Below are 14703 nucleotides of genomic sequence, written 5' to 3'. Positions count from 1 at the left end.
CCCGGACCCCGCGCCTCAATCGCCGGCGGGGCTGGGTCGGGCTTCGGCGGGGCCGTGGGCTCGGTCGGGGTCGGTGGGGGAAGGGGGCGGGCCCGGGCCGGGGGCTCGGGCCCGCGGGGGGTCAGAGGTACGGGCCGGAGCGGATCGCGCCGTGGCCGCCGTCCTCGTCCTCGTGGGAGGCGCCGGGCGGAAGGGCTCGGCGCATCTGCTCCAGCTGGGCCCGAGCCGCCATCTGCTGCGCGAACAGGGCCGTTTGGATGCCGTGGAAGAGACCTTCCAGCCAGCCCACCAACTGCGCCTGGGCGATGCGCAGTTCCGCCTCGGAGGGAATGGCCTCCTCGGTGAAGGGCAGGGACAGGCGCTCCAGTTCCTCCACCAGCTCCGGGGCCAGACCGTCCTCCAGCTCCTTCACGGAGGCGGCGTGGATGTCCTTGAGCCGGACCCGGCTCGCCTCGTCGAGAGGCGCGGCGCGTACCTCTTCCAGGAGTTGCTTGATCATGCTGCCGATCCGCATGACCTTGGCAGGCTGTTCGACCATCTCCGTCACCGGGACCTCGCGCGACTCGTCATCGGCGCCGCCGACCGCCGTCCCGTCCTGTCCCACGATCAGGACGTTCGGGGGGCTGTCCTGCGACCGTTCACTCCTCGGCATCTCCATGCCGCCATTGTCTCGCACACCTTCGTACTCACACGGTGTGCCCCCGTACAGGCGTGATCCACCCTGTACGGGGGCACGAGGATGTGCCCGGTGCCGGTCAGCCCGCCGCCCGCCGCGCCAGCGCTCCGCTGGACCGGGTGACCAGGGCGGCCAGCAGGGCCGCACCCAGCGGGACGACGACCAGCAGGGCCCCGAGGGTCTCCCACGGCACCGCGATCGGTACGTAGACCTCGGCGTCCGGGTTCCCGTACCCCATCGAGGCGGCCCGCTCGACGAATCGTTCCGCCTCGCGGCCCGCGGCGAGCCGCAGGCCCACCGCGGGCAGGATGCCCGCCGCCGAGCCCAGGACGACCCCCATCAGGGCGATCACCCCGCACTGGAAGCCGCTGAGCGTGCGCCGCACCCGCGGGGGTGCGCCGACCGCGGCCAGCGTCTTCAGGTCGGCCTCGGCGTCCGCCTGGGCGAGCCCGGTGGCGATGCCGGCCGCGCCGATGGTGACCAGGCCCGCGAAGATGGTCAGGGCGAGCATCTCGATGCTGTTGTCGCCCTGGTAGCCCTGCTCGATCTTGATGACGGCGTCCACGCCCATCTGGTCGAAGGCGCCGTCCAGCCGCTGGCGCTGCTCGCTGCCGGGCGCTCCGTCGAGCGCGAAGAACGAGCCGTACGCGGCCGTCGCCAGCCCTGCGGACCGGACCGCCGAGGGCGGCAGGATCAGCTCGATGCCCCAGCCCTCGACGCTGTCGGGTGCCTGATAGACCGGCAGGACCTTGTCCTCGCCGGGTGCCTCCTGCCCCTTGCTGCGTGCCGCGTCGGCCGCATCTGGGTCGGTGACGAGCCGGAGGGTGACCTTGCCGTCCTTCACGTTCTGCTTCGCGAAGGAGACGGCCTTGCCCGACTTCAGCGCCGAGGAGGCGCCGGGGTCGGTCACGGCGAGCGCGGTCAGCAGCTTCTCGTCGGAGACGACCACCGGGTTCTCCACGTAGTGGTCGGGCCGCTTGCAGCGCCAGTCCTTGCCCAGCTCCTCGACCTGCTCGCGGGTGAAGTCGGCCGGCCCGCCCGGGGAGTCGGACAGCGGGCAGCGCTGTTCCTTGGGCGTGACGAGCTCGGCGCGACCGCAGCCCGTGTCGACGGAGTACGTGTCACAGCCCGCCCTGCCGACCACGAGCCGGTCCACGTCGGCGCGTACGGTCAGCGAGAACTCCCTGGACAGGGCTTCCCGTACGGCGGGGACGTCCTTGTGGTCGCTGTTGTCGGAGAGCATGACCCTGCCGTGCAGGCCGGGCAGTTCCGCGGTGTACTCGTGGCGCGACTGGATGTCCTGGCTGTGCTGGTACGTCGCCACCGCGACGGTGCCGGCCACGGCGGCCAGCACGGCGGCCACGGCGGGCGCCGTACGCCCGCGGTTGCGCACGGCGTCGCGCAGGGCGAGCCGCGGCGACAGCGGCATCCAGCGTCCGATCCGCCCGAACAGGCCGACCAGGACCGGGGTCAGGGCGACGACGCCCAGCTCCGCGAGGGCGCTGCCGCCCGCGACGACCAGGGTGCCGGTGTCGGACACGGTGCCGTACAGGGCGATGGCGGCGCCGCCCGCGACGGCGATCAGGCCGATGACCGGCAGCACCCGGTTGGCGCGCCGGATGCCGCGGCGGCCGGTGAGCGAGGCCAGTACGGTCTGCCGCGAGGCGGTGACCGCGGGGGCGATGGCGGCGAGCAGGCCGGTGACCACGGCGAGCAGGGCGATGGCCAGCAGCTCCAGCGGCCGGACCTCGAAGCCGCCCCAGCGCAGGCCGAGGAACTCCTCCAGCAGCGGCCGGAGGCCCAGGGTGAGGGCGGTGCCGAGCAGGGTCCCGACGACGGCGGCCGCGGCGCCGATGACCAGGCCGCCGGAGAGCACGATGGCCCGGATGTGGCGCCGGTCGCCGCCGTTGGCGCCGACGAGCCCGAGCTGGCGGCGCGAGCGCCGGGCACCGACCGCGAAGGCGGGGCCCGCGAGCAGGCAGATCTCCAGCATGGCGAGGCCGACGACGGTGGCCAGGATCGCCATCTCCATGGTCCTGGACCCGCTCGGGAACGCGTTCTGCGGCTCCTGTGCGTACAGCGGCACGTCGGAGTCGGCGGGCTTGTCGAGGACGACGGCGCGGGAGAGGACCAGTGCGCCCTTGGCGTTGGCCTCCTTGACCATGTTCCACGTGAAACCGTTGCCGCCGACCGTCACCAGGTACGTGGTCTCGGCCCGCACACCGGGTACGTCGATGGCCCGCAGGGCCTTGTCGAGCGGCGTGAGCAGGGTCCCGGGCTGGGCGATGACCTGCACGGCCTTGAGTTCGTTCGGCAGTTCGTAGGCGCCGACGATCCGGTACGAGGTGTCGACGCCGCGGGCGGATACGCGGGAGCCGACGAAGTAGCCCGACTGCTTCAGGAAGGCGTTGGTGGCGATGATCTCGCCCGGTGCCTGCGGCAGCCGGCCGCGGTCGAGCGTGAACCGGCCCTTCACCAGCGGGCTGTGCGTGTCGATTTCGCGCAGGGCGGTCTCCAGGAGACCGTGCGTGGTGCGGAGCTTGGTGTGGCCGGTGCTGTCCTTGACGATCTGGGTGCCGGCCGGGAGCGCGCCCGGGATGTCCGGCTGCTCCCTCTCGGCGGGCCGTTCGTACGTCTTGTAGCCGCCGACCGGCGCGTAGTTCTCGCTGTCGGGGCTCTGGAGGATCGGCACGCCCAGCGGGGAGATGCTGATTTCGGCGTCGGCGGTGCCGAGGCGGCGTTCGAGGTCCTGTGCGGGGGTGAGCTGGGCGCTGCGCATGGTGAGGTCGGCGGCGCTCACGCCGACGATCGGCAGGGCGATCATCGCGAGGACGAGGATGCTGCGGCCTTTGGCGCGCCAGGCGTCGCGGCGGGCGATGCGGATGGCCGCGATCCAGGAGTGGTACCAGGAGATCACTGACCGGCCGCCTGCCCCGAGAGCAGGGAGTCGGCGTGGCTGCGCAGGGTCTCGTCGACCACACTGCCGTCGCGCAGGAAGACCACGCGGTCCGCCCATGCGGCGAAGCGCGGTTCGTGCGTGACGAGGACCCCGGCCGCGCCGGCGTCGCAGCGGGAGCGGAGCAGGGCGAGGACGGACTCGCCGGTCTCCGAGTCGAGGGCGCCGGTGGGCTCGTCGGCGAGGACCAGGCGGCGGTCCCCGACGAGGGCGCGGGCGATGGCGACGCGCTGCTGCTGGCCGCCGGACATCTCGTCGGGGAAGCGGTCGGCGAGCAGGCCCAGGTTCATCTCGTCCAGGGCGGCGAGCGCGGCGGCGCGGGCCTTGCGGGCGGAGGTGCCGTCGAGTTCCAGCGGCAGGGCCACGTTCTCGGCGGCGGTGAGGGCGGGTATCAGGTTGTAGTCCTGGAAGACGTAACCGATGCTGCGGCGGCGCAGCGCGGCGAGCTGCTTGCGGCCGGCCGTGGTGATGTCGGTGCCTTCGACGGCGACCCGGCCGCTGGTGGGGGTGTCCAGCCCGCCGGCCAGGGTGAGCAGCGTGGACTTGCCCGAGCCGGAGGGGCCCATGACGGCGACGAGTTCGCCGGGGTGGACGGAGAGGTTGATGCCGCGCAGGGCGTGCACCTCGGTGGCACCGCTGCCGTGGGTGCGGACGAGCTGGTCCAACTGCAGTACGGGTTGCTGGGCGTGGCGCTGGTCAGGCATGAGGGGTCCCCCCTGGAAAGGCGGTTCAGCCCCGCCGCGTGCGGGCGGCGCGGGGTCGGTCGGCGGTGGTCCGGGCCGGTACGGGGTCGTCGGCAGCGGGTCCGGCTCCGGCGGCCTGCGGCTGTGCGGGATCGGCTCTCCGGTCGGCCGGCAGGGAGAGCCGGACGAGCCGGGCTTCGCAGTGGTCGAGCCAGCGGACCTCGGCCTCGGTCTGGAAGATCAGCTGTTCCAGGACCAGCAGCCAGGCCACGTCGTCGCGTTCGCGGCTCCGGCCGCTCTCGATCGCGGCGAGGGCCTGGGCCTTGAGCCGGGTGTAGTCCTGCATCGCCTTGATCGTGGCGTGCCGCTGGGACTGGATGACGGCGCGGATGTCCACGCCGGGGGCGCCCACGGCCATGGCGAGCTTGATGGACAGCTCGTCACGGGGCGGGTCGGTGCGGTCGACGGGGCGCTCGTACCACTGGTGGAGTTCGGCGCGTCCGTGGTCGGTGATGGCGTAGAGGGTGTGCCCGGCGGGGTCCTCGCCTCCGGGCGCGACGAGCCCGTCCCGCTCCAGGCGGGCGAGGGTGGTGTACACCTGCCCGACGTTGAGGAGCCAGGTGGAACCGGTGCGGGATTCGAACTCGGTGCGCAGCTGGGAGCCGTACCGAGGGCCCCGTTCCAGCAGGGCGAGAAGGCCGTGGCGGATCGACATACTCAGTATGTATACCGAGTATGTAGGAGATGGCAACCGCCCTGGGGCGTACATCCCGCGGGGGAGGGGGGCGTTGAGGTCCGCCGTGGGAAGGGTTCCGAGGCGGTTGCGGTGCCCGGCCGGACGCCGGGTCAGAGGCCCTGGCGCAGCCGCACCCCGAGGTAGCCCAGCCCGACTCCCATCAGGGCGAATCCGGTACCGAGGGGCAGTATGTGCGCGGCCAGGTCGGCGGCCCGCTCGTTCGGTCCGGTGCCGAGGGCGCGCACCGCGTGGGGCGAGGCGGTGGCGGTGGCGGTGGCGGTGGCGGTGGCGGTGGCGGTGGGCACGGCCGTCGCCGCGGGCGCCGGGGACCGCGGCGGGGTCTCGGGCTCGGTGCGCGGGCGGGGCCGCAGCGGCCGGGCGGCGACCACCGCCTCCGGGTTCGCGGCCGCGGCCGCGGGCCGGCCGGGCCGCTCCCGTCCTACTCCGGCGGGGCTGCCGGCCAGTTCGGGGTGCCCGTCGTCGTCCTCGCGCACCTCGGCGGAGGGGGCGGCGGCCACGGCGGACGCGGCCGAGGCGGCGGGTGCGAGCGCGGCGGCCGCCAGTACGGCGCAGGCCAGCCAGCGCGGCGGGCGGAAGCCTTGGATCACGGGGAGCCCTTCCCGTTCCGAGCGGCCGGGTACCCGCTGGGGCAGCGGTACGTGCTCAGATTTACATAAGGGTCAAAAAGCGGCATCCCGGGCACTCCATGAGAGTGCCCGGGATGCCGGTCTGGCCCAGTCGGCGGCTCCCGCCGCGCCGGGAGGCCCGCAGGCGCGGCAGCCGTCTAGCCGGGGTTGCCCGTCGAGACGGTCAGCGTGTACTCCGTGCCCTCTTTCTCGATCTTCTCGCCGGGCCCGGGCAGCTGCTCCAGCACCGTGTCCTGGCCGTACACCGCCTCGTCCTTGGGGACGATCTTGTACTTGCCGCCGGAGGCCTGGATGCAGGCCTTCACGGACAGCAGGTTCTTGTAGCGGAGGTCCGGCGCCTGGTACTTGCCCGCGTCGCTGTAGTGCTTCGTCGGCTCCTTGCACTTGGCGGAGTCGATGGTGCGCGAGGTGTCCGGCCCCTTGTGGCCGGCCTGGGCCGAGCCGGAGGAGGACGCCGAGGCCGACGGGGTGGCGTTCCCCTTGTCCTTGTCGCCGCCGCTCAGCGAGATCGCGGCGATCAGACCGCCGACGGCCAGCAGCGCCACCGCGATCGCGCCCACGACCACCGGCGTGTTCCGCCGCGAGCCCTGGCCCCCGCCGGCGGAGCCGTGCCCGGCCGGGGAGATCACGTACGGCGGCGGGGTCTGCGGCGCGTACTGCTGCTGCGGCGCGGGCGTGTGCTGCTGCGGGTAGGCGTACCCGCCCTGGGCGTGGCTGTGCGGCGGAGGCGTCGGAGCCGGCGCGTACGGGGACGGCGCCGGGGTCTGCTGAGCCTGGTACGGCTGCTGGAGCGACTGCTGCGGCGGCGCCTGGAAACCGGAGTCCACCGGCGGGAACACGGCCGAGGCCACGCCCGCTCCGCTGCTCACCGGCCCGATGCCCTGGACGATGGCCGGAGCGCCCGTCTGCCCGGCCGACATCACCCGCGCGACCTCGTCGCGCATGGCCGCGGCCGTGGGGAAGCGCTCGTTCGGGTTCTTCCGCAGGGCCCGCGCCACCAGCGCGTCCATCGCCGGGGTCACCGACCGGTTGATGGAGGACGGCGGGACCGGCTCCTCCTGCACGTGCGCGTAGGCGATGGCCAGCGGCGAGTCGGCGTCGAAGGGGATCCGGCCCGTCAGCAGCTGGAAGAGCATGATGCCGACCGAGTACAGGTCGGAGCGGGCGTCCACGCCGCGTCCCAGCGCCTGCTCGGGCGAGAGGTACTGCGGGGTGCCGACGACCATGCCGGTCTGGGTCATCGAGGTGACCCCGGACTGCATGGCGCGGGCGATGCCGAAGTCCATCACCTTGACCACGCCGCGCTTGGTCATCATGACGTTGCCCGGCTTGATGTCGCGGTGGACGAGCCCCATCTCGTGGCTCGTGTCCAGCGCGGCCAGCACGTCGGCCGTCACCTTCAGGGCCTTCTCGGCGGGCATCGCACCGTACTGCCGGATGTCCGACTGGAGCACCGAGCCGAGCGGCTGGCCCTCCACGTACTCCATCACGATGTACGGCATGACCGAGCCGTCGAACTCGTCCTCGCCCGTATCGAAGACCGAGACGATGTTGGTGTGCGACAGTTTGGCTACAGCCTGGGCCTCGCGGCGGAAACGCTCGCGGAAGGACTGCTCGCGGCCCAGTTCGGTGTGCAGGGTTTTGATCGCTACCTGACGGTCGAGCGCGGTGTCGTACGCGAGGTACACGGCGGCCATGCCGCCCTCACCGAGCAAATCCCGCAGCTGGTAGCGGCCACGGGCCAGGGAACCGCCTGCGTACCGGCCCTGAGTGCCGTCCTGGCTCATGACTCTTGCTTCCCCTCGCCATGCTTATGTCGGGCCCAGTCTGCCGGAGGGCAAGCACACGTCAAGCCAGGTGCCCGTTCCGTGACCGCAGGGCCACGGGGCGTCCGGTCCGAACGGCGAGCGGTTCCGAGGCTGTAGCGTTCGTCGGAGCATCACGAAGAGGTCTACCGCTGAGCGGCGGCCGAGAGAGACGACGGCGAGGACTGATGGCACCCGAACCCGAGGCAGGCGGCGCCGGGATGGCCGAGGACCCCTCGCACTGGGGCGCAGGCGGCCTGGTGGGCGACGGCCGGTACCGGCTGACCCACCGGCTGGGCCGCGGCGGCATGGCCGAGGTGTTCGCCGCCGAGGACGTACGCCTGGGCCGGACCGTCGCCGTGAAGCTGCTGCGCGCCGATCTGGCCGAGGACCCCGTCTCCAAGGCGCGCTTCACCCGCGAGGCACAGTCCGTCGCCGGGCTGAACCACCACGCCGTCGTCGCCGTGTACGACTCGGGCGAGGACCGGGTCGGCCCCAACACGGTGCCGTACATCGTGATGGAGCTGGTCGAGGGCCGCACCATCCGCGAACTACTGGTCAGCGCCGAGGCCCCGGGCCCCGAGCAGGCACTGATCATCGTCTCCGGCGTGCTGGAGGCCCTCGCGTACTCGCACCAGCACGGCATCGTGCACCGTGACATCAAGCCGGCGAACGTCATCATCACCGAGACCGGCGCCGTCAAGGTCATGGACTTCGGCATCGCCCGTGCCCTGCACGGCGTGCAGTCGACGATGACTCAGACCGGCATGGTCATGGGCACCCCGCAGTACCTGTCGCCCGAACAGGCCCTCGGCAAGGCCGTCGACCACCGTTCCGACCTGTACGCGACCGGCTGCCTGCTGTACGAACTCCTCGCGCTGCGGCCTCCGTTCACCGGTGAGACCCCGCTGTCGGTGGTCTACCAGCACGTCCAGGACGCCCCCGTCCCGCCCTCGCAGCTGCCCGAGGGCCACCACATCCCGAAGGAGCTCGACGGCCTGGTCATGCGCTCCCTCGCGAAGGACCCGGACGACCGGTTCCAGAGCGCCGAGGAGATGCGCGGGCTGGTCCAGTACGCGCTCCAGATGCTGCACGACCAGGGGCCGAACACGGGCACCTGGAACACCGGCCCGGTCGCCATGACCCTGCCGAACGGCCGCGGGCCGGCGACGACCTCGGCCATGCCCGCGGGCGGGTCGGGCGGGCAGCAGCAGTTCCCCGCGCACGCCACGACCTCGCAGTTCCAGCAGCCGATGGTGCCGCCGCTGAACCCGGACGACGGCTCGGCCTTCCCCGGCGGCGGCGGCCACGGCGGCCCGGGCGGCGGCGGCCGCGGCAGCGGCAGCGGCGGGTACGAGGGCTACGACGAGCGGGGCGGCAGCAGCCGCTGGAAGATGTGGCTGTTCGCGCTGCTGGCGGTCGTCGCGGTCGCGGGCGGCGCGGCCTACGCCATCAGCAACGGGGGCGGAGGCGGTGGCGGCAAGGATAAGGACCCCGTCCCTCCGCCCGTCACCCAGAGCGCCCCCAGCGAACAGCCGAGCACCCCCGGGACCCCGGAGACCACGCCGCCGCCCCGTACCCAGGACAACAACACCCCGCCGTCGAACGACACGCCCAGCACGGCGACCCCCCGTACCCGGACGGCGAGCCCCACCCCGTCGGCCACGCCGTCGACGACGCCGTCCACCTCGCCGACACCTTCGACGTCGTCCACCTCGTCGCCGAGGCCCTCGGGGTCGACGTCGCCGAAGCCTTCTGCGAGCCCGGTGAAACCGACGCCTCCGGAGCAGCCCGTGACCCTTTCCGGAGACTGAGGCGGCGGACACGGCACGACGGGCCCGGCGGAATTCATTCCGCCGGGCCCGTTCTCGTACGCGCGTCCGTTTATTTCTTCCTTATGTCGGAGGGCCTCAGAGTGCGTGCTGGTACTCCCGGTCCGGATTCCGGGCGAGGGAGTGCACCGTGACGAACTGCGGTTCGATGCGCATGTGGACGGGGTCGAAGAGCGCTCCGTCCACGAAATGCGGACCCGGCCCGAAAAGTTCCAGTTCGGCGGTGGTCGGCTCTACGATCCGGGCCGTTCCGGTGAACTGCACCGACCACAGCCGCTCGTCCCGGGAGTTCGAGTTGTCGGCCCCGTAGGCCACGACGCTGCCGTTGCAGGCCTGGTGGTAGCCGAATCCGGCGTGCATGCGCAGGACGACCTTGCCGTCCACCACGATGTGGCGGGCGAGGGCGAGGAACGGCAGCGCGCGCATGCTCGTGGCCACCCGGCCGTACGGCACCCCGCGCAGCAGTTCGATGGCGTGGAGTTCCTCTGGGGACATGCCCTCCACTCTCGGGTACCGACACGGCGCCGGGAAAGAGGAGCCCGCCCCGGTGATCGGGGACGTTGGTCCCGAATGGAACGCTTCGCGGCGGGACGCGGTGCGCGCGGTCCCGTCACCCCTGCGGGGCCCGCAGACGCCGCCGCGGCTAGCGCCTCTCGGCCTGGAGGCGGGCCACGTAGGCGGCGGCCTGCGAGCGCCGCTCCATGCCCAGCTTGGAGAGCAGGCTGGAGACGTAGTTCTTGATGGTCTTCTCCGCCAGGTGCAGCCGCTCGCCGATCACGCGGTTGGTCAGGCCCTCGCCGATCAGGTCGAGGATCTTCCGCTCCTGCTCGGTGAGGTGGGAGAGGCGGTCGTCGCCCTTGCCGTTCTTGCCGTCCCGCAGCCGCTCCAGCACCCGGGCGGTGGCCACCGGGTCCAGCAGGGACTTGCCGGCCGCGACGTCACGCACGGCGCTGAGCAGCTCGTTCCCGCGGATCGCCTTGAGGACGTACCCCGAGGCGCCGGCCATGATCGCGTCGAACAGGGCCTCGTCGTCGGCGAACGAGGTCAGCATCAGGCACTTGACGTCCTCGTTCTGGGAGCGCACCTCGCGGCAGACCTCCACACCGCTGCCGTCCGGCAGCCGCACGTCGAGGACCGCGACGTCGGGGCGGGTGGCCGGGATGCGGACGAGGGCGTCGGCCGCGGTACCCGCCTCACCGACGATCTCGATGTCCTCTTCGACCGACAACAGCTCGTGGACGCCCCGACGTACCACTTCGTGGTCGTCCAGGAGGAATACCTTGATTTTTCCGTCTTCGCGCACGAAGTCAGTTTCACACACTCACCCCTTCCCTGCCGGAGTTACCCGGGATAACGTGCCGTTGTTCCCGGCCCCTGCAAGGCTGTGACCAGTGGTTGTTCCCGTTGCCGCGGATTTACTTGGAAATCCAAGCAAAAACGCAGGTCAAACGGGGTTTCGCAGTTATGCGGCGCACTGGGTAACGTGCATTGCGCAGGGCACTCGCCGGGGCACCTGTCACGCCTGAATCCCGAACGCGACGCGCACCCACCCCGTGCGCTCGTCACGGATGCAGGTGAGCCGCACTGGACCCCGGAGAACCCGGGTGCCGGACCGACGGAGGAGCACACGTGACCGTGGAGAGCACTGCCGCGCGCAAGCCGCGACGCAGCAGCGGCACCAAGCGGGCGGCAGGCGCGGCGAGCGCCCGCAAGTCCGCCGCTGCCACCGCGCAGACGCAGGACGCCGTACCTCAGCTCGTACAGCTGCTGACGCCCGAAGGGGAGCGGGTGGAGAACGCGGAGAACGCGGAATTCGCCCCCTACGTCGCCGACATCACCACAGAGGACCTGCGCGGGCTGTACCGCGACATGGTCCTGACCCGCCGCTTCGACGGCGAGGCGACCGCCCTCCAGCGCCAGGGCGAGCTGGGCCTGTGGGCCTCGCTGCTCGGCCAGGAGGCCGCCCAGATCGGCTCCGGCCGCGCCCTGAACGACGACGACTACGTCTTCCCGACCTACCGCGAACACGGTGTGGCCTGGTGCCGCGGGGTCGACCCGACGAACCTGCTGGGCATGTTCCGCGGCGTGAACCACGGCGGCTGGGATCCCACGACCAACAACTTCCACCTGTACACGATCGTCATCGGCTCGCAGACGCTGCACGCGACCGGTTACGCGATGGGCGTGGCCAAGGACGGCGCCGACAGCGCCGTCATCGCCTACTTCGGCGACGGCGCGTCCAGCCAGGGCGACGTGGCCGAGGCGTTCACCTTCTCGGCGGTCTACAACTCCCCCGTGGTGTTCTTCTGCCAGAACAACCAGTGGGCGATCTCCGAGCCCACCGAGCGCCAGATGCGCGTGCCGCTCTACCAGCGCGCGCAGGGCTTCGGCTTCCCGGGCGTCCGCGTCGACGGCAACGACGTGCTGGCCTGCCTGGCCGTGACCCGCTGGGCCCTGGACCGGGCGCGCCGCGGCGATGGCCCGACCCTGGTCGAGGCGTTCACGTACCGCATGGGTGCCCACACCACCTCCGACGACCCGACGAAGTACCGGCGGGACGAGGAGACGGCGGCCTGGGAGGCGAAGGACCCGATCCTGCGCCTGAAGGCCCACCTGCTGGCCACCGGGGGCGCCGACGAGGCGTTCTTCGCGGAGCTGGAGGCGGAGAGCGAGACGCTGGGCAAGCGGGTGCGCGAGGTCGTGCGCGCCATGCCCGACCCGGACACCATGGCGATCTTCGAGAACGTCTACGCGGACGGGCACGCGCTCGTCGACGAGGAGCGCGCGCAGTTCGCCGCCTACCTCGCGTCCTTCGAAGGCGGGGAGTGACCGTCATGGCCGTTCAGAAGCTGACCATCGCGAAGGCCCTCAACGACTCGCTGCGCAAGGCCCTGGAGACGGACCCCAAGGTCCTGATCATGGGCGAGGACGTCGGCAAGCTCGGCGGCGTCTTCCGCATCACCGACGGGCTCCAGAAGGACTTCGGCGAGGAGCGGGTCATCGACACCCCGCTCGCGGAGTCGGGCATCGTCGGCACCGCCATCGGCCTGGCCCTGCGCGGCTACCGGCCGGTCGTCGAGATCCAGTTCGACGGGTTCGTCTTCCCCGCGTACGACCAGATCGTCACGCAGCTCGCGAAGATGCACGCGCGTTCCCTCGGCAAGATCAAGCTCCCGGTCGTCGTCCGCATCCCGTACGCGGGCGGCATCGGCGCGGTCGAGCACCACAGCGAGTCCCCGGAGACGCTGTTCGCGCACGTACCGGGCCTGAAGGTGGTCTCGCCGTCGAACGCGAGCGACGCGTACTGGATGCTCCAGCAGGCGATCCTCAGCGACGACCCGGTGATCTTCTTCGAGCCGAAGCGCCGCTACTGGGACAAGGGCGAGGTCGACGTCGAGGCCATCCCGGACGCACTGCACGCCTCGCGCGTCGCGCGGGAGGGCTCCGACGTCACCCTGGCCGCCTACGGCCCGATGGTGAAGGTCTGCCTGGAGGCGGCGGCCGCCGCGGCCGAGGAGGGCAAGTCGGTGGAGGTCGTCGACCTGCGCTCGATGTCCCCGGTCGACTTCGACGGGATCCAGGCGTCGGTGGAGAAGACCCGCCGGCTCGTGGTCGTCCACGAGGCGCCGGTCTTCCTCGGCGTGGGCTCGGAGATCGCCGCCCGGATCACGGAGCGGTGCTTCTACCACCTGGAGGCGCCGGTGCTGCGCGTGGGCGGTTTCCACGCCCCGTACCCGCCGGCCCGCCTGGAGGACGAGTACCTGCCGGGCCTGGACCGGGTGCTCGACGCCGTCGACCGCTCGCTGGCGTACTGAGGAGCCACGTTCATGACGATCCGCGAATTCAAGATGCCCGACGTGGGCGAGGGCCTCACCGAGGCCGAGATCCTCAAGTGGTACGTCCAGCCGGGTGACACCGTCACCGACGGCCAGGTCGTCTGCGAGGTGGAGACGGCCAAGGCGGCGGTGGAGCTCCCGATCCCCTTCGACGGCGTCGTGCACGCGCTCCTCTTCGAGGAGGGCACCACGGTCGACGTCGGGCAGGTCATCATTTCGGTGGAGACCGCGGCGGGTTCCCCCGCCGAGGCCGCGCCGGTGCAGGAGGCCGCCCCGGCCGCCGCCGCCCCGGCCGCCGCCGCGCCGGCCGCCGAGGCCGCCCCCGAGGCCCGCCAGCCGGTGCTGGTCGGCTACGGGGTCTCGACGGCCTCCACGAAGCGCCGCCCGCGCAAGGCCCCGGCGGGCACGGCCGGGCAGAACGGCACGTCGGCCCCGGCGGTTCCGGCCGCCCCCGCGGTCCCCGCGCAGCAGAACGGGAACGGGCCGGTCACCGGGGAGCGCCCGCTGGCCAAGCCGCCGGTGCGCAAGCTCGCCAAGGACCTCGGCATCGACCTGGCCTCGGTGGTCCCCACCGGTGACGGCGGGGTCGTGACCCGGGAGGACGTCCACGCGGCGGCCGCCGCGGCGCTCACCCCGCAGGCCCCGCAGGCCGTCGCGGCCGCCACACCGGCGCCGGCGCAGGCCGCGCCCGCACCCGCCGAGGCCCCGGCCGCCGAGCCGTCGGCGCGGGAGACCCGCATCCCGGTCAAGGGCGTCCGCAAGGTCACCGCCCAGGCCATGGTCGGCTCCGCCTTCACCGCGCCGCACGTCACCGAGTTCATCACCTTCGACGTGACCCGCACGATGAAGCTGGTCCAGGAGCTCAAGGCCGACCCGGACCTCGCGGGGCTGCGCATCAACCCGCTGCTGCTCATCGCGAAGGCCGTGCTCGTGGCCGTCCGCCGCAACCCGGACGTCAACGCGTCCTGGGACGAGGCGGCCCAGGAGATCGTGCTCAAGCACTACGTCAACCTGGGCATCGCCGCGGCCACCCCGCGGGGGCTGATCGTCCCGAACATCAAGGACGCGCACGCCAAGACCCTGCCCGAGCTGTCCGAGGCCCTGTCCTCGCTGGTCGCCACGGCCCGCGACGGCAAGACCTCCCCGGCCGACATGCAGAACGGCACCCTCACCATCACCAACGTCGGCGTCTTCGGCGTCGACACCGGTACGCCCATCCTGAACCCCGGCGAGTCCGCGATCCTCGCGGTCGGTGCGATCAAGCTCCAGCCGTGGGTCCACAAGGGCAAGGTGAAGCCCCGCCAGGTCACCACCCTGGCCCTGTCGTTCGACCACCGCCTCATCGACGGGGAGCTCGGCTCCCGGTTCCTGGCCGACATCGCCGCGGTCCTGGAACACCCGCGCCGCCTGATCACCTGGTCCTGACGGGCATCGACGCACCCTCCGACGGCCGGCCCCGCACCACGGGGCCGGCCGTCGGCCGTCGCCCGGCCTCCCTTGAAATCCCTGGCCAGGGGTTCGGCCCCGTGTGA

12 protein-coding genes are annotated in these 14703 nt (G+C 72.2%); 4 read left to right on the top strand and 8 right to left on the bottom strand.

All coding sequences use genetic code 11. The features are described 5' to 3' along the window. Positions 1-121 precede the first annotated feature (121 nt). The 6 genes from ACFWUZ_RS28055 to ACFWUZ_RS28030 all read right to left on the bottom strand — a co-directional run bounded on the left by ACFWUZ_RS28055 (position 122) and on the right by ACFWUZ_RS28030 (position 7485). The gene (locus ACFWUZ_RS28055; protein WP_031141188.1) at positions 122-658 is read right to left on the bottom strand and encodes a bacterial proteasome activator family protein; all 537 of its coding nucleotides are present in this window, start codon (positions 656-658) and stop codon (positions 122-124) included. Positions 659-755: 97 nt separating this feature from the next. Beyond that, a complete protein-coding gene (locus ACFWUZ_RS28050; protein ID WP_384378634.1) occupies positions 756-3593 on the bottom strand; it encodes an FtsX-like permease family protein in 2838 nt (945 codons plus the stop codon). Next, positions 3590-4336 carry an ABC transporter ATP-binding protein gene (locus ACFWUZ_RS28045; protein ID WP_384378631.1) on the bottom strand — a complete coding sequence of 249 codons (747 nt, stop codon included), beginning with the start codon at positions 4334-4336 and terminating at the stop codon, positions 3590-3592. The genes ACFWUZ_RS28050 and ACFWUZ_RS28045 overlap by 4 nt, the downstream gene beginning before the upstream one ends. A 25-nt stretch (positions 4337-4361) precedes the next feature. Beyond that, on the bottom strand, positions 4362-5030 hold the full coding sequence (locus ACFWUZ_RS28040; protein WP_384378628.1) for a PadR family transcriptional regulator: 669 nt from the start codon (positions 5028-5030) through the stop codon (positions 4362-4364). Between the two features lie 131 nt (positions 5031-5161). Next, positions 5162-5659, bottom strand: coding sequence for a hypothetical protein (locus ACFWUZ_RS28035; RefSeq protein WP_384378625.1), 498 nt, complete (start codon positions 5657-5659; stop codon positions 5162-5164). A 176-nt stretch (positions 5660-5835) separates the two neighbouring features. Next, entirely contained in the window at positions 5836-7485 is a 1650-nt protein-coding gene (locus ACFWUZ_RS28030) for a protein kinase (protein WP_384378622.1), read from the bottom strand. 206 nt (positions 7486-7691) lie between these two features. Between ACFWUZ_RS28030 and ACFWUZ_RS28025 the strand changes: the two genes are divergently transcribed. Further along, positions 7692-9317 carry a protein kinase gene (locus ACFWUZ_RS28025; RefSeq protein WP_384378618.1) on the top strand — a complete coding sequence of 542 codons (1626 nt, stop codon included), beginning with the start codon at positions 7692-7694 and terminating at the stop codon, positions 9315-9317. 96 nt (positions 9318-9413) lie between these two features. On the opposite strand, the gene ACFWUZ_RS28020 is transcribed toward ACFWUZ_RS28025, so the two are convergent. Then, complete coding sequence (locus ACFWUZ_RS28020; protein WP_384378615.1) at positions 9414-9830, bottom strand: pyridoxamine 5'-phosphate oxidase family protein; 417 nt, start codon at positions 9828-9830, stop codon at positions 9414-9416. Between the two features lie 148 nt (positions 9831-9978). Further along, the gene (locus tag ACFWUZ_RS28015) at positions 9979-10638 is read right to left on the bottom strand and encodes a response regulator (protein ID WP_384378612.1); all 660 of its coding nucleotides are present in this window, start codon (positions 10636-10638) and stop codon (positions 9979-9981) included. Between the two features lie 326 nt (positions 10639-10964). On the opposite strand from ACFWUZ_RS28015, the gene pdhA reads away from it, so the two are divergent. The 3 genes from pdhA to ACFWUZ_RS28000 are packed head-to-tail and all read left to right on the top strand — an operon-like array spanning position 10965 to position 14596. Continuing rightward, positions 10965-12164: a pyruvate dehydrogenase (acetyl-transferring) E1 component subunit alpha gene (gene pdhA, locus ACFWUZ_RS28010; protein WP_384378609.1), complete on the top strand. Its 1200-nt coding sequence runs from the start codon at positions 10965-10967 to the stop codon at positions 12162-12164. Positions 12165-12169: 5 nt separating this feature from the next. Continuing rightward, positions 12170-13150, top strand: coding sequence for an alpha-ketoacid dehydrogenase subunit beta (locus tag ACFWUZ_RS28005; protein WP_384378606.1), 981 nt, complete (start codon positions 12170-12172; stop codon positions 13148-13150). Positions 13151-13162: 12 nt separating this feature from the next. Further along, complete coding sequence (locus tag ACFWUZ_RS28000; RefSeq protein ID WP_384378603.1) at positions 13163-14596, top strand: dihydrolipoamide acetyltransferase family protein; 1434 nt, start codon at positions 13163-13165, stop codon at positions 14594-14596. Positions 14597-14703 lie beyond the last annotated feature (107 nt).

It is taken from the genome of Streptomyces sp. NPDC058646 (genome assembly GCF_042716875.1).
GTDB lineage: Bacteria > Actinomycetota > Actinomycetes > Streptomycetales > Streptomycetaceae > Streptomyces.
Note: the sequence above shows the minus strand (reverse complement) of the source record. Positions and strands in the feature narration are given on the sequence as shown.